General features: G+C 34.4%; 22 protein-coding genes. All 22 read right to left on the bottom strand.

Annotated features, from left to right (window positions below):
* Window positions 1-38: 38 nt before the first annotated feature.
* The gene (locus HMPREF1321_RS09505) at window positions 39-1,163 is read right to left on the bottom strand and encodes a glycosyltransferase family 4 protein (protein ID WP_034575994.1); all 1,125 of its coding nucleotides are present in this window, start codon (window positions 1,161-1,163) and stop codon (window positions 39-41) included.
* Window positions 1,160-2,290 (bottom strand): hypothetical protein, encoded by a 1,131-nt coding sequence (locus HMPREF1321_RS09510; RefSeq protein ID WP_009422350.1) that lies wholly within the window; start codon window positions 2,288-2,290, stop codon window positions 1,160-1,162. Before HMPREF1321_RS09510 ends, HMPREF1321_RS09505 begins: the two co-directional genes overlap by 4 nt.
* Window positions 2,287-3,177, bottom strand: a complete 891-nt coding sequence (locus tag HMPREF1321_RS09515; RefSeq protein ID WP_009422445.1) for a glycosyltransferase family 8 protein — start codon at window positions 3,175-3,177, stop codon at window positions 2,287-2,289. Before HMPREF1321_RS09515 ends, HMPREF1321_RS09510 begins: the two co-directional genes overlap by 4 nt.
* 7 nt (window positions 3,178-3,184) lie before the next feature.
* Window positions 3,185-4,033, bottom strand: coding sequence for an NAD-dependent epimerase/dehydratase family protein (locus HMPREF1321_RS09520; protein WP_009422359.1), 849 nt, complete (start codon window positions 4,031-4,033; stop codon window positions 3,185-3,187).
* Window positions 4,030-5,358 (bottom strand): UDP-glucose dehydrogenase family protein, encoded by a 1,329-nt coding sequence (locus tag HMPREF1321_RS09525; RefSeq protein WP_009422360.1) that lies wholly within the window; start codon window positions 5,356-5,358, stop codon window positions 4,030-4,032. The genes HMPREF1321_RS09520 and HMPREF1321_RS09525 overlap by 4 nt, the downstream gene beginning before the upstream one ends.
* A gap of 13 nt (window positions 5,359-5,371) precedes the next feature.
* Window positions 5,372-6,247 (bottom strand): glycosyltransferase family 2 protein, encoded by an 876-nt coding sequence (locus tag HMPREF1321_RS09530; RefSeq protein WP_009422369.1) that lies wholly within the window; start codon window positions 6,245-6,247, stop codon window positions 5,372-5,374.
* A gap of 19 nt (window positions 6,248-6,266) precedes the next feature.
* Entirely contained in the window at window positions 6,267-7,811 is a 1,545-nt protein-coding gene (locus HMPREF1321_RS09535) for a lipopolysaccharide biosynthesis protein (RefSeq protein ID WP_009422374.1), read from the bottom strand.
* Between the two features lie 3 nt (window positions 7,812-7,814).
* On the bottom strand, window positions 7,815-8,963 hold the full coding sequence (locus HMPREF1321_RS09540; protein ID WP_009422364.1) for a hypothetical protein: 1,149 nt from the start codon (window positions 8,961-8,963) through the stop codon (window positions 7,815-7,817).
* The gene (locus HMPREF1321_RS09545) at window positions 8,963-9,979 is read right to left on the bottom strand and encodes an acyltransferase family protein (RefSeq protein ID WP_009422376.1); all 1,017 of its coding nucleotides are present in this window, start codon (window positions 9,977-9,979) and stop codon (window positions 8,963-8,965) included. Before HMPREF1321_RS09545 ends, HMPREF1321_RS09540 begins: the two co-directional genes overlap by 1 nt.
* Before the next feature lie 5 nt (window positions 9,980-9,984).
* A complete protein-coding gene (locus HMPREF1321_RS12420; protein ID WP_034576004.1) occupies window positions 9,985-10,536 on the bottom strand; it encodes an acyltransferase in 552 nt (183 codons plus the stop codon).
* Window positions 10,533-11,633: an N-acetyl sugar amidotransferase gene (locus tag HMPREF1321_RS09555; protein WP_009422438.1), complete on the bottom strand. Its 1,101-nt coding sequence runs from the start codon at window positions 11,631-11,633 to the stop codon at window positions 10,533-10,535. Before HMPREF1321_RS09555 ends, HMPREF1321_RS12420 begins: the two co-directional genes overlap by 4 nt.
* A gap of 17 nt (window positions 11,634-11,650) precedes the next feature.
* Window positions 11,651-12,418, bottom strand: a complete 768-nt coding sequence (locus HMPREF1321_RS09560; RefSeq protein ID WP_009422357.1) for an oxidoreductase — start codon at window positions 12,416-12,418, stop codon at window positions 11,651-11,653.
* The gene (locus tag HMPREF1321_RS09565) at window positions 12,403-13,320 is read right to left on the bottom strand and encodes a Gfo/Idh/MocA family protein (RefSeq protein ID WP_009422440.1); all 918 of its coding nucleotides are present in this window, start codon (window positions 13,318-13,320) and stop codon (window positions 12,403-12,405) included. The genes HMPREF1321_RS09560 and HMPREF1321_RS09565 overlap by 16 nt, the downstream gene beginning before the upstream one ends.
* A 4-nt stretch (window positions 13,321-13,324) precedes the next feature.
* Window positions 13,325-14,056 (bottom strand): acylneuraminate cytidylyltransferase family protein, encoded by a 732-nt coding sequence (locus HMPREF1321_RS09570; protein WP_009422419.1) that lies wholly within the window; start codon window positions 14,054-14,056, stop codon window positions 13,325-13,327.
* A gap of 12 nt (window positions 14,057-14,068) precedes the next feature.
* Entirely contained in the window at window positions 14,069-15,112 is a 1,044-nt protein-coding gene (locus tag HMPREF1321_RS09575) for a nucleotidyltransferase family protein (RefSeq protein ID WP_009422386.1), read from the bottom strand.
* A 13-nt stretch (window positions 15,113-15,125) separates the two neighbouring features.
* On the bottom strand, window positions 15,126-16,283 hold the full coding sequence (gene neuC, locus HMPREF1321_RS09580; protein ID WP_009422370.1) for a UDP-N-acetylglucosamine 2-epimerase: 1,158 nt from the start codon (window positions 16,281-16,283) through the stop codon (window positions 15,126-15,128).
* Complete coding sequence (gene neuB, locus HMPREF1321_RS09585; protein ID WP_009422382.1) at window positions 16,280-17,287, bottom strand: N-acetylneuraminate synthase; 1,008 nt, start codon at window positions 17,285-17,287, stop codon at window positions 16,280-16,282. Before neuB ends, neuC begins: the two co-directional genes overlap by 4 nt.
* Window positions 17,284-17,919 (bottom strand): acetyltransferase, encoded by a 636-nt coding sequence (locus HMPREF1321_RS09590; RefSeq protein ID WP_009422356.1) that lies wholly within the window; start codon window positions 17,917-17,919, stop codon window positions 17,284-17,286. The genes neuB and HMPREF1321_RS09590 overlap by 4 nt, the downstream gene beginning before the upstream one ends.
* The gene (locus HMPREF1321_RS09595) at window positions 17,874-19,016 is read right to left on the bottom strand and encodes a LegC family aminotransferase (RefSeq protein ID WP_009422421.1); all 1,143 of its coding nucleotides are present in this window, start codon (window positions 19,014-19,016) and stop codon (window positions 17,874-17,876) included. The genes HMPREF1321_RS09590 and HMPREF1321_RS09595 overlap by 46 nt, the downstream gene beginning before the upstream one ends.
* A gap of 69 nt (window positions 19,017-19,085) precedes the next feature.
* Window positions 19,086-20,294, bottom strand: coding sequence for a UDP-N-acetylglucosamine 4,6-dehydratase (locus HMPREF1321_RS09600; protein ID WP_009422405.1), 1,209 nt, complete (start codon window positions 20,292-20,294; stop codon window positions 19,086-19,088).
* 54 nt (window positions 20,295-20,348) lie between these two features.
* Window positions 20,349-21,665: a UDP-glucose dehydrogenase family protein gene (locus HMPREF1321_RS09605; protein WP_009422426.1), complete on the bottom strand. Its 1,317-nt coding sequence runs from the start codon at window positions 21,663-21,665 to the stop codon at window positions 20,349-20,351.
* The gene (locus HMPREF1321_RS09610) at window positions 21,662-23,590 is read right to left on the bottom strand and encodes a nucleoside-diphosphate sugar epimerase/dehydratase (protein ID WP_009422434.1); all 1,929 of its coding nucleotides are present in this window, start codon (window positions 23,588-23,590) and stop codon (window positions 21,662-21,664) included. The genes HMPREF1321_RS09605 and HMPREF1321_RS09610 overlap by 4 nt, the downstream gene beginning before the upstream one ends.
* Window positions 23,591-23,617: the final 27 nt, after the last annotated feature.

Below are 23,617 nucleotides of genomic sequence, written 5' to 3' on the forward strand. Positions count from 1 at the left end.
ACCTATTTATTTGATTCGTAAAGTACACTAATTAGAACTTATTCTATAAGCTTCAGAAGTTTTTTATTCACTTTGTTTCCATCAAATTTTTCTAAGGCCATTTGGTAACTTTTAAATCCCATACGTTTGATTTCAGTTGGGTTTTTAATAAAATATTCCATAGCTTTCACTAAGGCAGATATATCCCATTTAGGAATAAGAAATCCATTTTCTCCATTTTCTACGGTTTCACGACAACCAGGCACATCAGTAGTAATTATAGCACGACCTATAGCCATCGCTTCTTGAGTGCTACGAGGCACACCTTCTCGATAAGAAGGGAGTACAAATATAGAACTTTCAGTTATCCATTGATTTATATTATTTACAAACCCAGGATAGGTGATAATGTTATTATCAATGTAGTACTGTAGTTCTTCTTTTTTTAGAGCTCCCGGGTTTTCTATATCAAAACTACCAATTACTTTAAAAATCACTTCTGGATATTTCTTTTTTAGTTCTTCAGCAGCTTTCAGGAATTCAAAAATCCCTTTTTCTCGCAGTAATCTTGCTATGAAAACAAATGAAATAAAAGATGATGAGAATTCACTAAACCGATACTCTTTTAAATCTAAGCCAATACCGCCTAATACTTCTCTTCTCTTTACCTTTATATGATATTTATCTAATAAATCTTTAGCGTCATCATTATTTAAAAATAATACCAAATCGGCCTGTGGTAGGGCTAATTTATAAAGTAATATTTGTATAAATTTTATCAATCTTGCTTTTAGTGTTTGCCCATTAGGTTGTTCTGTAAAAGCATATCCCAACCCCTCAATCATTCCAACAACTTTTTGTACACCAGCTATCTTAGCGGCCAATGTGCCAAAAATAACAGGTTTAGCAAAACTTGATAGTATTATATTTGGTCGTATTTGTTTAAAAGTTTTGATTAATTGCCATAAAGTTTTTAAGTCATAGAAAGGGTTAAGTCCACCTCTTTTAAGTGAATAACCTATTGGTATAGCTCCTAACATTTCTATTTGCCTCTTTGTCTGAGAGGAAAAATCAGTAGCCATAACATATACCATATAGTTTTGAGTTATTAAGTATTGTACAAGATGTCTGCGAAAAATAAGAATGTCTTGTGCTATGTTATTTAATAAGATTATTTTTTTCATCGTATTAAAGATTGTTTTTTATATTCACATAACACAATATGATAAACTAATATCCAAATAAAATGCATTATTACATAAAACATTACAGGATAATGTAAATTTGATAATGCTAAACTGATAATAAAAAAGCGAAATATAACAGATTTTTCTTTGTAAAAAATTAGTAATAAGTACATTGTATATACTATAAAATAAAGAAGGCCTACCTTTGATATCATAAATATAGGGCCAAAGTCAATTGTTATATCTGAAAAAGAAGAGAAACCTATCCATAAATCTTCTGTTGGAGTGTATTTAAAAAAATCCACTATAAGATATTCGAAATAATAATAACTAAAAATTAAATATTCCAACCCTATTTTTGGTATTACTTCAGATGTTATAATGTAGTAAAGAATAACCGAAAGAATCAATGTCCCAAAAATCAATAATATTTTATGTTTTTCCCATAATAAAGCTATAATATAAATAAGCAAAGAAATAAACCCTGTACCACTTCCTTGTGCTATAATGGCTGATATAGCTAGTAAATTTAATATTAAGCTATTTTTTTTATCAATAAATCTCTTTAATAATAATGCTCCTACTAAAATAGCAGTATTTATACTAGGTTGACCAAATAATCCAAAAGGACGATCAAGATAAGAATAAGCATCCTCCCCTCGATACATTGGTTGTAAATGAATCATATTAAAGACATTCAATAGTAAAAAGTCAATAAAAATACTAAATGATATTAGTATAATAAGATAAGTAAGATATTGACTTAATTTTGTCTCAACAATTTTCTTTATATCAATAAAAAGAGGAATGGTAGGCACTAAAATAGAGGTTTGTAAGAAAAATAGAACATTATCAAAATTCTCAATATAAAAAAGAGATGTAGAGATTAAATAAATAATAGATAATAAAAAAATAGGAGCAAAAATAAGAAATAATCTTTTTTCTTCACTTGTTATTTTTTTAGGGTTATATAAATTAAGAATTAATGATAATATCAATAAAAATGTAATAACGACGTATACTATTACAGAGTTCAATCGAAGAGTAATAATATTAGCAAAAGGAATAAATAATAATATAAGATAAAAAGATTTTTCTCTAAGTGACAGTTTTTTGGTAGTCATTGTAACATATACTTAATATTTCTATATATGGGACGTAGGAGTTTATATTTTATAATTCCTATATAATCTTTACGAGGCTTATAATCCTTAAAAGATGTTTGCTTTAAGTATTTTTTATATTCCTTTTTCAAAGGATTTATACAAGCATAAAACCAAGGTTTATAAGGATATCCTCCTGTATAATGAACAACACATCTGTGTTTTATTTCTGTTTTCTCTTCACTAGTTTTTCTGCTTTTATCAAGTAAGCTAAATTGGATATTATAGCGCAAAGGGAGTAATTTTATTTTTGTATCAATAATTGCATTAATACTATCTTGATCAGCATAAGATATTACTGTAGGATTTTCAGAAGCAAAAGCTATTATTCTTTGCATCAATTTATCTTCTCTCCATTTATTAGTATTGATTACTAAAATACCTGCATTAAAATAAGTCGATTCTTTTGACATACCTAACTTTTTCTTTGTCTCTTCAGCGTATGTATTAAATGTATCTTTAACAGCTAATACATAATTGTCCTCAAAATCAATTTCAAAAAGAGGAATTAATGAGCCTGTAACTACAATATCAGAATCTAAATACAAGACTCTCTCTTCCTCAAGAAGTTGAGGAATTAGTAACCTAAAAAATGTTTGAATAGATAAGTGTTTTGCCCCTATATGTAGATTTTCAAATAATTTTTCATTAACAATAATATTCTCAAAAGTCACGGGATACCCTTGTATAGTTTCTAATATTAAAGTTTCATTTTCTCTTGAAAGTCCTTCGTTCAATAAATATATTTTAAAAGGGCAAGAGTTATTATTAACCAAAAGAGATTTTAAAGCAACTAAAAAATGCTGTATATAGTTATTATTTGCTGCAAAAACTACTGTATAGTTCATTTTATTATCATACTAGAACATTATTAATAAACTCTTTTATATGTTTCTGAGCTTTCCAGCCAAGAGCTTCTGTTTTTTGGGTAACAACTTCAGCAGTCATACGGTTCCCTTTGCGTTCTGGTAGCATCTGTATATCTCCACCAAATAGCTGAGCGATTTCTAAAACAGTATAGGTTTCTGGACTTCCTATACCATAACCATCACCACGACCTTTTTCGCCTACGATAAGTAGTCCTGATACGATATCATCTATATGAGTGAAATTACGTTGCTGTGTTCCTGGACTTACCACTGTTAAGGGTTCTCCTTTCTTCATCTTCTCAGTGAACAAAGCTATCAGCGTGGCGTATTTGCCTGTGCGTATCTCACGTTTTCCATAAACATTATAGAAATACACAATAGCATACTCAAGTCCATACCAATTACCATAGTTCTTCACCAGTTCAGTATTGGACGATTTGCTCCACGCATACGGACTTTGATTTTTACCTATCCCACCATCACCAAATTTGGTGCTACTTCCTGCATACACTAGTTTACAACAGTGCTTACGACAGAATTCCAATACTTTAAGTGTTCCTATTTTGTTGAATAATAAAACTTTATCTATATCATTAAAACTCTGTTCTACACGAGAGTATTCTCCTAAATGGTATACAAGGTCTGGTACAAAGTCAATCAATTCAAAGATATGTTCTGTACTCCCCTCTATATAGGTTACCCCATCTACGTGGTTCTCACGACTCCCTGTAAAATAGTTGTCTAATGAAAAGACCTGATTATTAATATCTTTTTTTAAGGCTTCACAAAGATTTGAACCTATAAAGCCTGCTCCTCCTGTCACTAATATTTTCATTTCTCTTTACAACCTATCTGTACATACTCCCACCCTTTGTTGGGTAACTCAAAGGCGTTATACTGATTACGCCCGTCAAAGATTATTTTTTCGTTTAGCAATTTGGCTATCTCATCAAAATCGGGAACGCGAAATTCTTTCCATTCGGTAAGCAAAAGCAGAGCGTCAGCTCCTTTTAGAGCTTCGTATTTGCTCTCTACATAAGTAACCTCTACATCTTTTAGGTAGCATACTTTTGCTTCGTGTATCGCTTTTGGGTCATATGCTTGGATTTTAGCACCATGCTTTATGAGCTCCTTAATGATATAAATCGCAGGAGCTTCGCGCATATCATCGGTTTCAGGTTTGAACGATAAGCCCCAAATAGCAAAAGTCTTGCCTGTGAGGTCTTCGCCGTATTTGGCAATTATTTTCTGAGCTATCACATACTTCTGACGGTTGTTTACATTATCTACTGACTCAATAAGTTCCGCTTTATAATCTACTTCTTCAGCTAATTTTTTAAGCGCCAATACATCTTTCGGAAAACAAGAGCCCCCGTAACCACAACCGGGGTAGATAAAGCTATAACCTATACGGCTGTCAGATCCTATCCCTATACGTACTTTGTTTACATCCGCTCCTACACGCTCGCAGATATTAGCAATCTCGTTCATAAACGATATTTTAGTAGCCAGCATTGTATTAGCTGCGTATTTAGTCATTTCTGCTGAACGAATATCCATCATAATCATTCGGTCATTTTGCATATAGAATGGACTGTAAAGTTCTTTCATCTTAGTAAAAGCCTCTTCGCTATCAGCCCCTATTACCACGCGATCAGGTTTCATAAAATCCTGAATTGCTTTACCTTCTTTTAAAAACTCGGGGTTAGATACTATGTAAAATTTGTAATTTACCCCGCGTTTATTTAAGGCAGTTTGCACAGTAACTCGTACCTTGTCAGCAGTACCTACGGGTACCGTTGATTTATCTACTACTATCAACTCCCCTTGCATCTTCTCGCCTATCTGTTGTGCTACCGAAAGTACATATTGCAAATCAGCGGAACCATCATCACCCATAGGAGTACCTACAGCTATAAAAGCTATCTCAGCATCTTTGATGGCTTCGGCTATATCAGTAGTAAAAAATAAGTTATTATGAGCTACATTGCTCAATACCATTTCTTCTAAGCCTGGCTCGTAAATAGGAATCACTCCTTGCTTGAGCTTATCTATTTTCTCAGTGTTTACATCTACACAGGTTACTTTGTTGCCCATCTCAGCGAAACAAGTCCCCGATACTAACCCCACATACCCAGTGCCTATGACAATTATCCTCATATTGTTAAAATAGTTATATTTTAATTCTTAATAAACAACATAAAATCCCTAATAAAGCAAACTTAAATTTTACTGTTCTAATGTCTAAAGATTTTATGTATTGTTGCAAAGCTTTTGAAAAAAAACCATTAGTATGATAAATCCTTCCTTTATGAAAACAGAACATCTTATTTACTAATTTTATTGATTTTTTAGAGGTAATTTCTCCTTTATATTTATTTAATAAATTTTCATATCTCTGAATTTGTATCATTTTATAAGATGTATTACTTCCTTTCCAATAATACCCTAAACTTTGAGCTATATATTTTGTTTTGGCGCCTTCTTTTATAGCTCTTATCCAATAATCAAAATCCTCGACAGCCATTAGATCTAAATTTTGATCAAGAAAGCCTATCTTGTCGATTATTCTTCTTGAAAGAACTACACTTGAATTTTTAATAGGATTACCATTAATAAACAAATCTTCAAAAAAATTTTCTTTTGGAATATCTCTACTATATAGTCTTTTTCTAAATTTATCTTTACTACTATTAGCATTCACTATATCCAAATCGTGATATATAAGGTCATATTGATTTATATACTCATTACAAATCTCTAATTTATTTGTTTTCCACCAATCATCAGAGTCTAAAAAACATATGTAATCTCCTTTGGCTACTTTAATACCTACATTTCTTGATGCTGCAATTCCCTCATCATTATTAAAATTAACACACTTAATTTTAGGGTTATGATATCCTTCAATTACTTCAATAGTGTTATCACTGGAAGCATTATTTACAATTATAAGTTCCCAATTATCATAAGTTTGATTTATGATAGATTCTATGCATCTTGGTAAAAGGTGAGCGTGATTATAGGTGGGTACAATAATTGAAAACATATTTTCAGAATAGTTAATATTAAAATTTATTTTTTTTAAAGAGAATTGCTATTATTGATTTTACTACCACTCTAAAATTAGAAGAAGTAAAATAATGTATTAATAAACTAAAACTAAAAACTCCCCCCATAATAAATGTAACAATAATTAGGTTTTTAATAGATTTCTCAAAGACAAACCAATCTTTTGATATAAAATAAAAACTTATAAGGAAAAGAACAGAAGGAAACGTTGCAAAGATATATCTTTTCAATGAATTGACCAAAGAAATATTTAAAAATCGCAATAAAAAACGATAATAAACAACTGCCATAATGAAAAAAGAAATAAGTTTAAAAATAGCAAAAGAACGTTCTTCAAAATAATTTTTACTAACTAATATCCCTATCCAAAAAATCAATGGAATAAGCCAGTTTATAAAAAACATCTCCCTTATCCTTTGCTTAGCCACCAACAACATCCCTAATGGATAAGATATAAAAGCAAAAAAATTACATAACACCAAGAATTGCACAATAGGCACCGATGACCTATAACTTACATCTACCCAAGAAAATACTAAGGGCTTCGCCAATAAAGCAACCGAAAGAAGAGAAAACATCGTGATAGGAGCATATAAAATAAGTATTTTATCAAGTAAAGTTCTAAGATTCGTTTCATCTCTCAAGCCTTCTAAATGATTAAATCTCGCTGAGAAAGGTGAAAAAAGAATACCAAAAATATTTCTTATGAAAGTAAGCAAAGTGAGTCCAATACTATAAATAGCTACCTTTTCTACTCCCCAAAAACTCCCTATAGCAATAGTGTCCAATTCATAATATAATACCCAAGAAAACATTGAAAAAAACAAAGAATAAGCCAATGATTTTGTATAATCAAAAATCTCCCTATCAAACCTAATAGCCCTAAAAAGTGCATATATATTATAACCATACCTCCTTCTCGCCAATCCTATATTTATAACAGTAGCACACAAATTAATTAATTGAATAAACAAAAAATAACCCACTATATCATAAGAGGTATCTCTAAAAAAATAAAAAACAGCACTAATTTTTAGAAGATTACCTATAATATTTATCCTTTGATATACATAATCCTCCAAGCGAACTATATAAATAGTTTGTACAACCCTTTGTAGTAAAGTAATAGGAGTAGAAAGAGCCAAAATAAGAAGTAAATATTTAGCTATCTCAAACTCCGAAAAATCTGTTAAATTCTTAATAATCCATTGAGGGTGATAGCTTAAAACTAAAAAAACTCCCGAAAATAAAAGAAGGCATATCAAAAGAATAAAAGCCGTGAAGCCAGTTACCCGTATTTCATTTTGTATATCCTTCTTAGCAAAATACTCAGCAGCAAACTTTTGTCCCGCTCCTAAAAAACCTAAATCAGCATATGATAAAAAAATTGAGAGAGACATACAAACAGTATATATTCCATAGATAGGTTTATCTGTACTTATAATGGGTACTACAATAAACAGCGACAAAAACGTAAGTATGAAAGAAAGTCCTTGCCAAAGATATATTTTAAAAAAATTTTTAGAATAAACAGTATCCATCTATTACAGTTCTTTAAGCGTACGTATGAAAATTTCCTCTGTAGAAAGCTCTTCAGTGTCTTTATTCGTTAAATAATCATATTTATATTGATTATATTTTTCTTTATCTGTTAAAGGAGTAGGAAGTATAGCTTGAAGATCATCATAAAAAACCAGAGGAGCATTGAGATATTCCGCTATAAATTTAATAAACTGCCCATTTTCTCCCATATATCTTTGAATTAGTTTACTATTGAGGAAAAGCATAGGCTTCTCCTCAGCCACCGCAAATCCTAAAGCTGTACTATCGTGAACTAACACAAATCGACAGTATTTTACCAATGTAGCCGTTTTACCAAAAAACACTTGTCTTCCATCAAAAAAATTTTTCTCTTTATACAATATTGCTTTTGGATGAGCAGCTATCACAACAGGTAGATGAAACTGTTGTTCCATTTTTTTAAAAAAAGCATTTAACTCACTATAATATTGTTCAGAAGGAATAGGGGTAATACTACAGACTTCTAAATCGGGATGAAAAGGATAATACTCGTCTAAAAAAACTATATACGATTCATTTTCAATTCCTTCACAGCATTTATTTATATTGTGAATATGTTCGTAATCTACTGTATTAACAGCTGTAATTTGTGCTTTTTTAATATCCTCTCTCCAGCCAACACCTATCATATATAAAGAAGAACCACAGTTAAAAATATAATCATAAGTCTTGAAAAAACACATTTTCTTCAATAATAAAGTGAAAAACATTTTAGTATACCTAATATATTTTTTAATATTGAAATTTAAAAGTTTTTGCGATTTAGATAAAGTAGGGAATCCTCCCCGTGTAAATACGGCTAACTTACAATTATATTTTTTAAATAACCTAAACAAGCCTACTACTACATTAGTGAAAGTAAGCCGTGAAACATATAGAGTTTCTCTGTCGTTGTGATTACTTATGAACTCCTTTAGTTGCTTTGTCGTTGCAATGCTGTGTATAGCGACCCCTTCAAATGAGACCTCTTTAGCCAATGAGGGATGATACAGTGCTGTGAGATCTAAATATATTACCTGATAGCCCTCAATGAGCAATCTGTGAAAATAATAATGATCATACACTTGTTCTGAAAGTGCTTGGTAGTCAAAAAATACTATTTTTTTTATCATTAGACAGAACGTTTAATTATAAAATGACGTATTTGTTCTTCGGCTTTGGTAACACCATAAGACAAGAAGGTAATAAAAACAAATAGTAACAAAGGTATACAAAATGAAGGAATTACCCCCCCCCATTTACCCACAAAAAAGAGAAGTATAGGTTCTTGCAACAAATAGAAACTATAACTGATAAACCCAAAAAATAATAAAAACCTATTTTCTAAAACCTCTTGGGCTTTCGTATAGAGTAAAGGCATATAAAAAACTGCAATAATAAGAATTACTGTAATAAAATATTCTATAGGATTATCAACTTTTAAAGAAGAAAGAAGTATAGCAATCAAAGTAGTAATTCCCGAGAGATAGAGATAACTCTTTTTTCTATTTTTAAAATATAAATAAGCCAAACATCCCCCTATAAACCATCCATAATACACAAACATCTCAGAAATCTTTACAAGCATCTCATGGTCTGAGACCAAAGGTGTAACAATAGCAAAAATCCACAGTATAAGCAGAGAAAGTATAGCCTTTCCGTCTTTTCTACGCGACAAAAAGAAAACAGCTCCAAAAATAATATAAAACTTAACCTCAACAAAAAGTGTCCAAAAACTTGGAGACAAAGCTGCAATAGTATCTATATGCAATAGTTTCTTATAAAAATAAGGTTCCGTAAAAGTAAGCCCAGGCAAAAGATTATAAAAAGGCAACCATTTCTGGCAATATAAATAATACCCTATATAAAAAAGTAAGCTGACAATTGCCATTGCAGGAAATAATCGCAACCAGCGTTTATAAAGAAAATTGAGATAACTTCTACTCTTCTCTAAAGTCATCAAAATTACAAAACCCGAAATAAGAAAAAATAACTCTACCCCTAAATATCCATATTTAAAAAGAGGAAAAGATGCATATTCAAAAGCATAAGGGAAATGTTCATATCGCGCATAAGCGTGATACAATACTACTAACCATACTGCAATGCCACGAATTGCATCTAAGTAGCCTATCCTTATTTGTTTCATAAAACTTATTCAATTGTTTTAATTACCTTCGCAGGAACCCCTACAGCTACTGTCCTATCAGGAATAGATTTAGTAACCACACTACCAGCTCCTACTACCGCATTTTCCCCTATCGTTACTCCTGCCAAGATTATACTATTAGCCCCTACCCAACAACCTTTTTTTAGTACGACTTGTTTCTCTGGAGAATATCCCTGATCTATTATAGGAATATTAGGATTATCAAATTTATGATCTCCTAAATAGATATGTACTCCACTCCCCATTAACACATCATCTTCTATAATGATGGAAACAGGTAGATCAGAAAGTGTTTCTCCAAAAAGCATTGTTTGCGGACGAATTACTACCCGTTCCCCTATAGAAATTTGAGAACACCCTATCGCATAAGCTCCTGCCCTAAATTCAGCTGTATCTGCAAAATGATAAAATTTTTTCTTACACAATTTAAGCATAGAACTTTTAAAATGCAATTTCCAATGTGTAAATGGCATATCAGGACCTATGCGATTGGCCTTTAAACAATATTTATATTTTCGTATGATCTCTCGTATCATTTTTTCAATACCCATCTACCCAATTTATCTTTTTTGAATAAATTAGGATTGTACAATTTGTCTATAATTTCCCAAAATTCAGGTTCGGAATATCCTAAAAAAGTACAGAAATCACGAACTGCAAAAGGATCTAAAGCGTGATCGTGTTTTTCGACTAATTTAAAAGCTTCTTCTCGACTAAGCATCCCATAACGTACCATTCGAGCTGCATAATCAGTAGCTGAAGCATGTCCAAATTTAGGATATTTCATCCAAGAATGTACTAAATAAGCACGAGAGTCTATTTGGTCAAAATCTTCAATATGGTGCGTCCTACGCCATTCGTGTGTGAGATCGTGAAAACCTTTTTTCTTCGCTAATTCATAGTTAGCAAAACTATTCCATTCTATAAAATAACTCACATAGATAGGTTCAAGTTTGTCTAACTCCTCTTGGGTAGGAGGTTCAAAAAAATTTAAATCTTTTAAAGACACTCCTAAAGCCAACAATTCCTCTGTAGCTATCCCTGACCCTACTCCATTATAGATCTGTTCTTTCGCCGAAGGTGTTTCAACAGCATTATTTCCGCCATATTCATAACTTACATTCTCCCCATAAACTAATAGTTTGATATTGAACTTAACAGCCATATGGAGAGGGTAAGTGTAGATATAACGATCTATAAAATAGGTAGGCTTACCATATTTTTCAAAAGTATATCTCATTATTTTTTTCTGCGCTTTGATATTAGGTTTCATACTGATAATATCACAGCCAAAAGCTTCTGAAATATTTTTGATATTATGCATCCCTGCATCAGTCATCGGGAAATTATCTTCAACACTCACCAAAAGAGGATTCATCCCCAATACTTCTTTAAATAAGTAAGTTTGAAAATGACTATCTTTACCACCACTTACAGCAATCATACAATCATAGCCATTAGGCCCATTACATCCTCTATATTTGTCACAAAGTTGTTTGAGCTCTTCAAAACGCTTAGTGTAATCTATATTTTTTCTATTTTCATAAGATTGGCAGGCAGAGCATACCCCATTTTCGTCAAATGTAATACCTGGTCTTGTATCAGGCATTACGCATTTTGTACAATATTTCATTTATTTTCTTTTATTATTTACAAAGTGAAACCATCATCCACTACTATATTTTGTCCATTTACATATTCTGAAAGGTCTGATAACAAAAACAATACCGTACCTGAAATATCTTTAGCATCCAGCATTCCCTTGTTTAAACAAAACTCTTTATAAGCTCTTAAGAAAGACTCTGGTTGTTTGTCTTCTATACCTCCCAAAGAAATGGTATTTACTCTAATATTTTTCCCTTTAAAGTATTTAGCCATATATTTGGTGAGATGTATTAAACCTGATTTGATAGCAGCATATTCTACTGGCATAGTCATAGAAGTATTATTATAAACCTCAAAACGTGGCGCAATTACCCCATAAATAGAGGCTAAATTGATGATATTACCATAGCCTTGTTCATAGAAAAACTTAGCAAATTGCTGTGAAGTAAGGAAATAACCGCCTAAGTTCAAGCCTACATTCTCGCAAAAATCATCATAGGTTACATCAAAAAAGTGTTTCCCATAGTTTTTATTTCGTGGGTAGGCACTATTTATGAGGGCATCTATTTTACCAAACTTTTCTGAGATAGAGGTTATAAGTTTTTGTATAGAGTTGATATCAGTGATGTCAACTTGGGCAGGGATAATTCGCTCCATACCCAATGCTTCTACAGCTTTTTTAGCTACCGAGAGTTCTCGTTCTGCCATAATAGCAATAGCTCCATTAGTAGCGATAGCTTGGCAAAACTCTTTGCCTAATAAGCCTGCCCCCCCCGTAACTACTACTACTTTGTATTTTATTCCTGCAAGCATAGTTTTAAAACTTTATATCCTTCAACAATGGTGTTGAATTTTGTTTGTTTGTTTAATATTTCTTCTACAAAAAACTGCATTTGAGCAGTATAAGTTTCTAAAGGCACTTGTCTTGATTGAAAAACGATCTCATCATTATATGAAATGTTATTCTTTAATAAATCTACTAAATAAGTTCCCTCATTAGTGAGTATTTCGAGGGTGCGTTTGCTGTCTCTCCTATAATAGTTTAATACTACAGAAACTGAAAAGTCATCATATTCCCATAAATAGTTAGCATAGTCATAGGCAGTAATATTTAAAGATGATTTATTACTAAAGAAAGATTGAGTACGAGTAGGAGTTCCAAATAGCCAATATACATAATCCAATTCGTGAATAAGGTCGATATGTACGCCTCCTCCCATTTCTTTGTTAGCACTGTACACCTTCCTGAAATCTACATTAGGTCGCCAATCAGGCAAATAAGAACCACAATATACATTTACCTCATTTACTCTTTTGTTTGCGAGCAACTCTTTTGTTTTAGCAATACACTCTAAATAGCGTAGATTACAAGCTACATAAGTAGGTATTTCTTGCTTTTCAACTTCGGTTACCAACTCATTTGCTTCTTTAGAGAGGTCACCAAAAAGAGGTTTTTCTATAAACAAAGGCTTTTTATAAGCAATAACCTCTTTTATAGTTTGATAATGTACTGACGTAGGATTTGATATCAGAATAAATGAAAGCGTATCTATTGCTATCTCATCAATATCAAAGACTTCAATAATCCCCTTTATTCCTTTAAAAGGTTCTCCTTTTCTTCGGAGTGCATAAATTACTACAGAAGGATAAAGCTCTTGCAATGCTTTGATATGTTTTAAAGCTATAGACCCTAAACCTATAATGAGTACTTTCATTTATCTAATAATTAAAATCAAAATCCAATTTTTTCTGAGTTAATAAAAATGACATAAATTCAAAGTCGATAGGTTCATCTAAATCAAAGCACAAATGTGGCACTTCATAAACCAAACTTTTGTCTGTAATCACACCTTCACAATGGTTGTCAAAGAAAGCTCTTTTGTAATAATAAAAAGAGGCATTCATATCAAAAACCTTTGGGGCGCTTTGTCGTGTTAAAAAACTTCCTTTTTTGCAAAGTTCATAAAAACCCTCTTTATTTTCTTCAACCATATTAAAATAAGGATTTCTATGACAAGGGCTCACTGAAAAAACATTATAAGCCTCAGCATTTCGTTCCAATAAAACTAAAGCTTTTTCCAAATCGGCTACATTTCTTAAAGGAGCTGTAACATCCATATCCAAAACATAATCATATTTCTTATGGTGTTTTTGCTCCATAAAGTTCTTTACATCTATAATTACGCCTAATTTTCCAGCAGTATCTGTAGCTAATGCCTCAGGACGGGTATAGTCAGTCTCTATATATAGCCCTTGTCTCTCTACTACATCCTTTATTTGTTGGCTATCTGTAGAAAGTACAATATCCACTTTGCCTTTGTATTTTTCTTTAAAAGCGTTAGCTGTTTTTAGAGTGTAATATATAAGAGGTTTCTCATTAATAACTTTTATATTTTTACCAGGGATTCCTTTAGATCCTCCTCTTGCGCAAATGGTAATTAATATTTCCATAATAATGAATATCTAATCTTGCAAATGTTTAATAAACTCTTGTGCGTGCTCATAGTCTACGGTTTTACCGATGTCTATCCAATAGCCTATGATAGGGTCGTATACCAATTTACCTCCTTCAGTAACTAATTGCTCCATTACATCTGTAATGTCGCAATACTTACCTTTTTCTATTTTAGAAATTAGAGAGCGTTTGAGTATATAAATACCTGCGTTTGAGTGGTATATAAAACTGGGTTTTTCTTTAAAGTTTGTTACTCGTCCTTCTCTAGTTTCAAATACGGCATAAGGGATATCTACTTTATACTCAGTAGAAGCTACTGCCATATCTGCATTTTCATTGATGAGTTTTAAGTAAAGGGACTCAAAGTTTACATTGGTAAACAAGTCGCTATTCATCAATAAAATATGTTCAGAGCTTAGGTTGTTTATCAGTGCTAAAGCACCTGCCGTACCCAAGGGTTCGTCTTCCCATACATATTCTATACTAATTTCTTTTTGGCTACCATCACCCAAGTAGTTTACTATCTGCTCACCAAGGTATTTTACTGATATATAAATTTTTTTGATTCCAAAACTAATGAGCCTATCTATGTTGTGTTCTATGATGGGTTTATCACCTAATCGCAACATTGGTTTTGGAACGGTATCTGTGAGCGGACTCAAGCGTTTGCCTCTTCCTCCAGCCATAATCACTGCTTTCAAAGGAAGTTGGGCTTTGGTATATTCTAAATCTATCAAATCGACCATTTTACCTTCTTGGTTGAGGATAGGTAGAATTTTTATATCGCTTTTTCGATATTTCTCAAAGCTCTGATAGGTGTCTTTTTGGTATAGTCGTTTGAAATCTGGGTTTGCAATCTCTCCCAGAGTTTTCTGTAGGTTTTGTTCAGCGATGATAGATCTGCGTATATCACCATCAGTAACTGAGCCTATAACTTTCTCATTATCATCTACTACGAAGAGAATAAGCCGACTTAAGTTGCGCAACTCGTTGAGACGTTGTAGCCCCTCTACTAAGTTTTTGTTTTTATGTATTAAAATGTCAGTTCTCATAGTAGCATTAAAATTAATTGTCAATATTGTAAAACGACTTTTTTAAAGGAATAATAGAGTGTTCTTTGATTGTTTTTAAAATTTTTTCAGCGGCAGTCCCATTGCCATATGGCATTTCTTGTTGCTTTATTTTATCTCTAAATTGTTTAGAGAGAGCAAAAGTAATACTTTTTTTGATAACCTCCAAAGTGTTAGTACTATTAATAACACTCTCACTACAAAAACGTCCTTTCTGTCTATCGCCTATGTTAATAGTAGGAATACAAAAAGCAGGTACTTCTAAAATCCCAGAAGAAGAGTTGCCTATAACAAAATCTACAAATTGTAAGGCTGATAGGTAACGCAATTGCCCCAATGATTTAAAAGCAACCGCTTTATCCTTGTGAGTCTCTACATATTCAGTAATCATTTTATTGATGATACGTCCGTTTTTATCTGAGTTAGCGTGGGTAAAGATAAGAGCCGTATCAGTGAGCTCATCAAGGGCTGTCAGTATATTTTCAAAAGTTTGTATAGGAGCTTCTTTTTCGAGTGTTACAGGATGATAGGTAATGAGTACATTTCTTTTCTTCAGCTTGAAATCAATAGATTTTTCAAAAGCTTGTCTATCCAATAACTTTAATTTTTTTATACTATCTAAGCCTATAGCTCCTACATTAAATACTGTATCAGGGTGTTCTCCTAATTGTATTACTCTTTTTCGATAGACTTCTGTAGAAGTGAAGTGTAAATGACTAAACTTAGTAATGCTATGCCTAATAGCTTCATCATAAGCGCCTTCGGTTGTTTCACCTCCGTGTAAGTGTGCTATTGGGATGTTAGCCATTCCAGCTGCTATCACCGCCCCTAATATTTCCGTTCTATCGCCCAAAACCACCACTAAGTCTGGCTGTAGATCCTCAAGAGCATCAGCGAAGCCTGAAACAGCTAAGGCAATGCTCTTTGAAATGCCTACTGAAGTATCTGACGATAGCAAGCATTCTACTTTTTTATTGACTACAAAACCTGCTGCGGTTATCTCATCAAGAGTATAACCAAACTCAGGAGACAAATGCGTTCCTGTAGCGATGAGTTGCAATTGTAACTCAATATCTTTATTGATGAGTTCTATCAAAGGGCGTAACAAGCCAAACTCGGCTCTTGTACCTGTTATGACACAAATTTTTCTCATAGCTCAATCAAATCGTCTTCTTCAAAGTCCTTTTTAGCTGTTTTACCTATTACCTCATCCCATTGCATAGGAGAAATACCCGTGCCGGGGCGTTTTACGGTTAAGTTTTCAACGGTAAAAGGTTCTCCTTTTGCTATTTTTTTGGCAGCTACGATACTTTTTCTCACAATAGGTTTGTTCTTAGCTTCAGAAGCAGAAACCTCTTTGATGCCAGAACCACCTACTGCTTTTTCTATATTGCGGATTGCACTTACCATAGCTTTTAGTTCCTCAGGTTCAAGCGATGCTTTATGATCGGGACCTGGTAAAGTTTTATCTAAGGTAAAGTGTTTTTCGATCACGGTAGCGCCTAAGGCTACCGCAGCTATAGGGACTTCTATTCCCAAAGTATGGTCGGAATAACCTATATTGACGCCTACTTCTTGTTGAATATGTAGCATTGCTTTTAGGTTTACATCTTCCATAGGGGTGGGGTATTCGGTATTACAATGCAATACTGTAATTCTGTTTTTGCTTACCCCATTATCAGTAAGTACTTTTACGGCATCTTTTATTTCGGTGATGTTAGCCATACCTGTAGAGAGTATCACTTCAGGAAAAAGAGTTGCTACTTTTCTTAAATAGGGCAGGTTAGTAATTTCACCTGAAGGAACTTTAGCTATAGTGATTCCTAACCCAGCTAAGAATTCTAACGATTCGAAATCAAAACCTGTAGAGAGAAATTGCACACCTTTTTGGGCACAATAGTCAATTAACTCTTGATGATCTTTTTGAGAGAGCTCTAATTTTTTGAGCATTTCATACTGAGAGTCGTTGTCTTGCGTGTTTTTATCTTGATAGGCTGCTCGTTTTGCTTGTTTGGTTACCAAGTTGCCAGCCTTAAAGGTTTGGAATTTCACATAATCCACACCAGCTTCAGCTCCTTTATCAATAAGAGCCTTGGCTTTGGCGATATCGCCATTATGATTAACGCCTGCTTCGGCTATGATAAGTGTTCTTTTCATTTTTTTACAAATGTTCCTGCTGATATGATACTATTAGGTGGAATGGTTACCCCATTAGAAATAGTAGCATTACTACCTATAAAAGTACCTCTGCCGATCACACAATCTCCATTGATTATTGCTCCTGTAGAGATATGACAAAAATCGTCTATCACTACACCGTGTTCGATATTTGCTTTGGTATTGACAATACAGTTTTTTCCTATTTTAGCCCCTGCATTCACTAAAGCGTGATGCATTATAATTGTACCTTCTTCTATAATAGTGTGTTTTGACACATACGCCAAAGGAGAAATTACTACAGGCAAATGATAGCCTATTGTTTTCAACTTTTGGAATAAGTGCACTCGTAAAACATTACTTTTTATTTGTCCTACTGAAATTAAAGCATTAGGGCAAGTTAGGTATAATTTTTCTAAATCATCATCAGTAGCTATAATTTTATATCCTAATACTTCTTTTCCTAAATGCTCCTTGGAGTCGATAATTCCTTTGATGAGATATTTTTCTTCTTGTTCAATCACATCTATCACCGAGGTGCAATGCCCTCCGCCTCCTACAAGGATGATATTAGGTTTTTCTTTTTTCATCTCACTCCACTGGGTATATTCACTACTCTTGCTTCTAACCATTCGGCGTTGCTAAGGTCTGCTTTAGGGCTGTCTTTAAACATCGGTAGTCGGTTCATTAGTTGCCATATTGGGCGACTCATTACCCCCTTTGCATTTGTTTCGGTAAGGAAAGTGTCGCGCTCTTCTTTGTTGTTTAAGATAATGGCATTGAGCCAATAGTTGCATTTTTCGTATTCACGTTCGGCAAAAAAGGTAATACCTTGTTTTTCGAAATAAGCTTTATAGGCTTCGGCTGTAGCGCGTTTGTTGGTTAAAAAGCCCTCTAACTGTTCTAATTGGGCTACCCCTAAGGCAGCATTGATATTGGGCATACGATAATTATAACCTATTTCATCGTGTACGAACTCCCAAGCGTGAGGTACTTTGGCTTGGGTGGTGAGGTGTTTGGCGTGTTTGCCTATAGACTCATCATTGGTGAGTATCATACCGCCACCTCCTGTAGTAATGGTTTTATTACCATTGAAAGAGATACCTCCTATTTTGGCGAATGTGCCCAAATGTTTGCCTCTGTAATAACTACCGATGGCTTCGGCAGCATCTTCCATTACTTCTATATGATAACGATCGCAGATAGCTATAATTTCTTCTATACGGCAGGCGTGCCCAAAGGTGTGCATTGGCATACACGCTTTGATACGTCGGTTTGTTTGTTTATGGTAGCATTCATTCCCTCGTAGTTCGGTATTTTCTTTTAAAAAGTGCTCTAAAGAGGTAGGAGAGAGTCCCATTGTATCTTTATCGACATCTACAAATACGGGTACAGCTCCTGCATATACGATAGCATTAGTAGTAGCTATAAAGGTTAGCGGTTGAGTGATTACCTCATCACCGGCTTCTACCCCACTGAGCTTTAGGGCTATGTGGAGGCCATTGGTGCCATTTACGCATACTACAGCATATTTGGCTCCTGTATATTCAGCTATTTTTTGTTCGAAGAGGTCTACAAATTTTCCTACGCTTGATACGAAAGTAGTATCAATGCACTCTTCTAAGTATTTTTTTTCATTCCCTGCAAAAGTAGGGGCGTGTAATGGAATAAAAGCCTCTTTCTCATCGTAAAGGTCACGTATAAAGGATATGGTTTCAGCGATATTCATATTCAATTTGCCTATAATACTTTGACAAAGTTCTATACTTTGTCAAAGTTGAAATTTTTATCATCAATATTACATTTTGCTATCCAAATACTTTCCTGTTTCTTGGTGGTCGAAATTTACTAAGAATGTTTTCATCAGCAGGGTGATGTCTTTTTTCTCAGTAGTAGGATTGTCAAATAGTTGGGTTAGTTTATTTATAAAACTTTCTATTTCAGTTATTTTTTTAAAAGATTGTAGACTAATCACTCCTAAAGAAGTGTATTTATCTAATGTTACTTGTTCTCCTTCAGTATAAAATTCCTCGTAGGGTTTTTCGCCTGTGGTATCACTTGTTGAGAAATAAACGGGATACCATTTATCAGTTTCTTTTCGGCTTTCAGCCTTAGCAATAGCTTCAGCTTCACTCTTGCATTCCAGAGGGGTATATCCTAAGTCTTTTAATAGCTGGGAGGCTATTTCTGAGAAAGTAAGTACTTGTTCTTTCTTCAATTTAGGGAAGTATATCTGTCCTGTAGTGCCTAATATACAAGCCATTAAACAAATTTGTCCGCTTTCTTCGGGAGATACAAAGTAACGAGTTACATCAGAAGGGGCTGATAATGGTTGGTTTTTAGCAATACGCTCTAAAAATCCTGCTGGCAATGAGCCATTAGAGAAGGCTACATTGGCAAAACGTGCTGTAGTTACGGGGAACTTATGAGCATAAGCCATTATCATATCTTCCATTATTTTTTTGCTACCTCCCATTATATTTACAGGGTTAGCAGCTTTGTCGGTCGATACACAGAAGAAATGTTCAGGAGGATAGTCACACAATAAATCTAAGAATTTTTTAGCGTTTACGATATTGTTTTTGAGTAAGGCTTCTACCGAATATTTATCTTTTTCGCTTCGCACGTGCTTGTGAGCTGAAAAGTTAGCTACTATATCAAAACCGTCACGAGCTTTGAACATTTTTACAAAAGTATCATCGGCGTAATTCATAGGGTAGGTTACATAGTCGGTAGGCACTGTAAAGGCGGAAGTACTGCGCAACTCGCGAGTGAGTTCGGTAAGCCCATTTTCGCTAATATCTACTACTACCAAACCTTTAGGTTTGAAAGGTAGTAAGGCTTTGATATACGAGCTTCCAATAGAGCCTGCGCCACCAATTACCAATACGCTCTTGCCCTCAATAGCCTTAGTTAGTGCTGCTTGATGGGTGTGCAAATCTGCCTGAAACATACTCTCAGGACGCTTGGTAACGTATTTCGATATAAAATGTTCTATATTTAGCATTAAATAATTTCTTTGTGTTTATTTTTAAAGTGAGTTATCCGTGTCATTTATTATTTATACTCCTATCTGTACATACTCCCAACCCTTGCTTGGTAACTCAAAGGCATTATACTGATTCCTGCCATCAAAGATTACTTTTTCTTTTAGCATTTTAGCAATCTCGTCGAAATCGGGTACGCGGAACTCTTTCCATTCGGTGAGCAACAACAAAGCGTCCGCACCTTTAAGAGCTTCGTATTTGCTCTCTACATAAGTAACGGGTACGTCTTTTAGGTAACATACCTTTGCCTCGTGAACTGCTTTGGGGTCGTAGGCTTGTACTTTGGCACCGCGTTTTATGAGCTCCTTGATGATGTAAATCGCAGGAGCTTCCCGCATATCATCGGTTTCAGGTTTGAATGAAAGTCCCCATACCGCAAAAGTTCTACCACTGAGGTCTTCCCCATATTTGTTAACTACTTTCTGTGCGATCACTATCTTCTGACGGTTGTTCACATTGTCTACTGATTCAATCAGTTCTGCTTTGTAATCTACCTCTTCTGCTAATTTTTTAAGTGCCAATACGTCTTTCGGGAAACAAGAACCTCCATAGCCACATCCTGGGTAAATAAAGCTAAAGCCTATCCTGCTATCAGATCCTATCCCTATACGCACTTTGTTCACATCAGCACCTACACGCTCACAGATATTCGCGATCTCGTTCATAAACGAAATCTTAGTAGCAAGCATCGTATTGGCAGCGTATTTGGTCATCTCTGCCGAACGAATATCCATTGTAATCATACGGTCATTTTGTATATAGAACGGACTGTAGAGCTCTTTCATCTTCTTGAAAGCGAACTCACTATCTGCCCCTATCACTACACGGTCAGGCTTCATAAAGTCTTCAATTGCTTTGCCTTCTTTTAAAAACTCGGGGTTGGACACCACGTGAAATTTGTAACTCACTCCGCGTTTATCCAAGGCAGCTTGCACGGTAGTGCGTACCTTATCGGCAGTGCCTACGGGCACAGTCGATTTGTCTACAACTATTAACTCTCCTTGCATTGTTTCGCCTATGGCTTGGGCTACCGAAAGCACATATTGCAAGTCTGCCGACCCATCATCACCCATAGGAGTACCTACAGCTATAAAAGCAATCTCAGCATCTTTGATTGCCTCCGCGAGGTCAGTAGTGAAAAATAGTGTTTTAGCTAAATTGCTCTGTACCATTTCTTCCAATCCTGGCTCGTAAATAGGAATCACACCTTGTTTCAGCTTCTCTATTTTCTCAGTGTTTACATCTACGCAGGTTACTTTGTTGCCCATCTCAGCAAAACAAGCCCCTGACACTAACCCCACATATCCGGTGCCTATGACTGCTATTCTCATTCTATTTTCTTATCTAAGGTTTCATATTCGGAGTTATTGCTTTTAAACTCCTTTACTATTTGTTTTAATAAACGTACTACTTCTGTCTTATCCCCTTGCGTAGCTACCTCATACATTTTGTTAGTGAGAGCCTCTATTTCAGTAAACGACATTGAAGGGTCTTTGCTAATCATTATTTTCTTGTGGTGCGTAGGCATTGTTTTAGTACTGTCACTTAGTAGTTCTTCATAGAGTTTCTCACCAGGGCGCAAACCTGTGTACACGAGCTTGATATCTACATTAGGTTCAAAGCCTGATAGTTTAATCATACGAGTAGCGAGGTTAAGAATTTTCACGGGTTCACCCATATCAAAAACAAAAATCTCACCGCCTTTGCCCATAGTCCCTGCTTGGAGTACTAACTCACACGCTTCGGTTATCGTCATAAAGTAACGTACTATATCAGGGTGGGTAATGGTTACAGGACCTCCTTTTTCTATCTGTTTCCTAAAATGAGGAATTACCGATCCATTAGAACCTAATACATTGCCAAAACGAGTGGTGATAAAAGTTGTTTTGTTACCCTCTTTGTTTTGTAAGGCTTGTACAAAGAGCTCTGCCACCCTCTTTGAAGCACCCATTACATTGGTGGGATTCACTGCTTTATCAGTGGATATCATCACAAAGTGAGATACTTCATACTTGTTAGCTAAGAGTGCTACATTTTTAGTCCCTTGTATGTTTACCAACGCAGCTTCGTGCGGATTCTCTTCTATCATCGGTACGTGTTTATAGGCAGCCGCGTGATAGACTACTGAAAACTTATGCGCTTTAAACACACTTTCTAAACGTTCACGGTTGGTAATGTCGGCTAAAACAAACTCAAAAGCGATGTCCGGGAAGCTCTCTTTAAGTTCTAATTCTATGTCGTATAGAGGAGTTTCTGCTTGGTCGACTACAACTACTAAGGCGGGGGTGAAGGTAGCTATCTGTCGTATCAACTCACTACCAATAGACCCTGCTCCTCCTGTTACCAATATATTCTTGTGATAGTGTTTTTCGCGTACTTCTTCGTTATCTAATACTATCTGTCTCCGTCCTAAGAGGTCTTCTATTTGTATTTTATGAAGGTTAAATCCTTCTTTTTCTGGACGTAATTTCTGCAGTGCAGGAGTTTTGAGTATTTGCAAACCTTTTTCTAAACACACATTCACCCAAAAAGTCATCTCTTCTTTGGAAAGATGGTTCTTGTTTATGAGCACCCCATCAGCCTCTAATTCTTCACAAGGAGTATCTATAAATTTATCTTTTGAGATAATGGGTCTACCCAACAGTGTGGCCTGCTTAGGATTCGTACGCCCAGTAAGAAACCCTACTACCGAATAAGGAATCGCAGCATTGCCTATAATCCCATTGGCGAAAGCTACTGCTTCATCATCTATCCCTAAGATGAGAATACGCCTCTTAGAAGTACGCCTATTAATTTCTTTTACCAAATAAAAAAACTCTTTTACTGATAACCTAAATACAAATAGTATGATGAACGACACAGTAAAATATATCAGTAGAATAGGGTTCAACAACACTTTTTCGCCTATAACGTGCAGACTTATCTTGTTAGCAATAAACATTGCTATCACCGTACACCCACTTGAAAGCAGAATGCGAAACAAATCCCTAAAAGTAGAATACCGTATAATCCCTGAATAAGTACGGAAGATGAACATAAAGAAGATATTCACCCCTATAACTAATAAATAGCGTTTGTAAAGAGGAATACTGTCGGGAATATATACCCCCAAGCGTTCTACTACAAAAAAGGAAAAGAATAGAGCTATAAATAGCAAAAGCACCTCCATACACACCACGATCCAACGTGGGGTGTAACGAGCAGTAGCTAAGTTTACCAAAGTGCTATCACTATATGTATTATGTGCTTGAGGCATTGTTTTAAATATAAATGGAAAAATTTG

Source organism: Capnocytophaga sp. oral taxon 412 str. F0487, assembly GCF_000271925.1.
Lineage (GTDB): Bacteria > Bacteroidota > Bacteroidia > Flavobacteriales > Flavobacteriaceae > Capnocytophaga > Capnocytophaga ochracea.

Excerpts from the sequence above, each read along its gene's own strand:
- HMPREF1321_RS09605 (WP_009422426.1), bottom strand. The coding sequence starts at position 21,665 with ATGAGAATAGCAGTCATAGGCACCGGATATGTGGGGTTAGTGTCAGGG.
- HMPREF1321_RS09600 (WP_009422405.1), bottom strand. The coding sequence starts at position 20,294 with ATGCTAAATATAGAACATTTTATATCGAAATACGTTACCAAGCGTCCT.
- HMPREF1321_RS09510 (WP_009422350.1), bottom strand. The coding sequence starts at position 2,290 with ATGACTACCAAAAAACTGTCACTTAGAGAAAAATCTTTTTATCTTATA.
- HMPREF1321_RS09560 (WP_009422357.1), bottom strand. The coding sequence starts at position 12,418 with ATGCTTGCAGGAATAAAATACAAAGTAGTAGTAGTTACGGGGGGGGCA.
- HMPREF1321_RS09565 (WP_009422440.1), bottom strand. The coding sequence starts at position 13,320 with ATGAAAGTACTCATTATAGGTTTAGGGTCTATAGCTTTAAAACATATC.
- neuC (WP_009422370.1), bottom strand. The coding sequence starts at position 16,283 with ATGAGAAAAATTTGTGTCATAACAGGTACAAGAGCCGAGTTTGGCTTG.
- HMPREF1321_RS09555 (WP_009422438.1), bottom strand. The coding sequence starts at position 11,633 with ATGAAATATTGTACAAAATGCGTAATGCCTGATACAAGACCAGGTATT.
- HMPREF1321_RS09575 (WP_009422386.1), bottom strand. The coding sequence starts at position 15,112 with ATGAGAACTGACATTTTAATACATAAAAACAAAAACTTAGTAGAGGGG.
- HMPREF1321_RS09535 (WP_009422374.1), bottom strand. The coding sequence starts at position 7,811 with ATGGATACTGTTTATTCTAAAAATTTTTTTAAAATATATCTTTGGCAA.
- HMPREF1321_RS09570 (WP_009422419.1), bottom strand. The coding sequence starts at position 14,056 with ATGGAAATATTAATTACCATTTGCGCAAGAGGAGGATCTAAAGGAATC.
- HMPREF1321_RS09520 (WP_009422359.1), bottom strand. The coding sequence starts at position 4,033 with ATGAAAATATTAGTGACAGGAGGAGCAGGCTTTATAGGTTCAAATCTT.
- HMPREF1321_RS09545 (WP_009422376.1), bottom strand. The coding sequence starts at position 9,979 with ATGAAACAAATAAGGATAGGCTACTTAGATGCAATTCGTGGCATTGCA.
- HMPREF1321_RS09505 (WP_034575994.1), bottom strand. The coding sequence starts at position 1,163 with ATGAAAAAAATAATCTTATTAAATAACATAGCACAAGACATTCTTATT.
- HMPREF1321_RS09530 (WP_009422369.1), bottom strand. The coding sequence starts at position 6,247 with ATGTTTTCAATTATTGTACCCACCTATAATCACGCTCACCTTTTACCA.
- HMPREF1321_RS09540 (WP_009422364.1), bottom strand. The coding sequence starts at position 8,963 with ATGATAAAAAAAATAGTATTTTTTGACTACCAAGCACTTTCAGAACAA.
- HMPREF1321_RS09515 (WP_009422445.1), bottom strand. The coding sequence starts at position 3,177 with ATGAACTATACAGTAGTTTTTGCAGCAAATAATAACTATATACAGCAT.
- HMPREF1321_RS09610 (WP_009422434.1), bottom strand. The coding sequence starts at position 23,590 with ATGCCTCAAGCACATAATACATATAGTGATAGCACTTTGGTAAACTTA.
- HMPREF1321_RS12420 (WP_034576004.1), bottom strand. The coding sequence starts at position 10,536 with ATGATACGAGAGATCATACGAAAATATAAATATTGTTTAAAGGCCAAT.
- HMPREF1321_RS09590 (WP_009422356.1), bottom strand. The coding sequence starts at position 17,919 with ATGGTTAGAAGCAAGAGTAGTGAATATACCCAGTGGAGTGAGATGAAA.
- neuB (WP_009422382.1), bottom strand. The coding sequence starts at position 17,287 with ATGAAAAGAACACTTATCATAGCCGAAGCAGGCGTTAATCATAATGGC.
- HMPREF1321_RS09595 (WP_009422421.1), bottom strand. The coding sequence starts at position 19,016 with ATGAATATCGCTGAAACCATATCCTTTATACGTGACCTTTACGATGAG.
- HMPREF1321_RS09525 (WP_009422360.1), bottom strand. The coding sequence starts at position 5,358 with ATGAGGATAATTGTCATAGGCACTGGGTATGTGGGGTTAGTATCGGGG.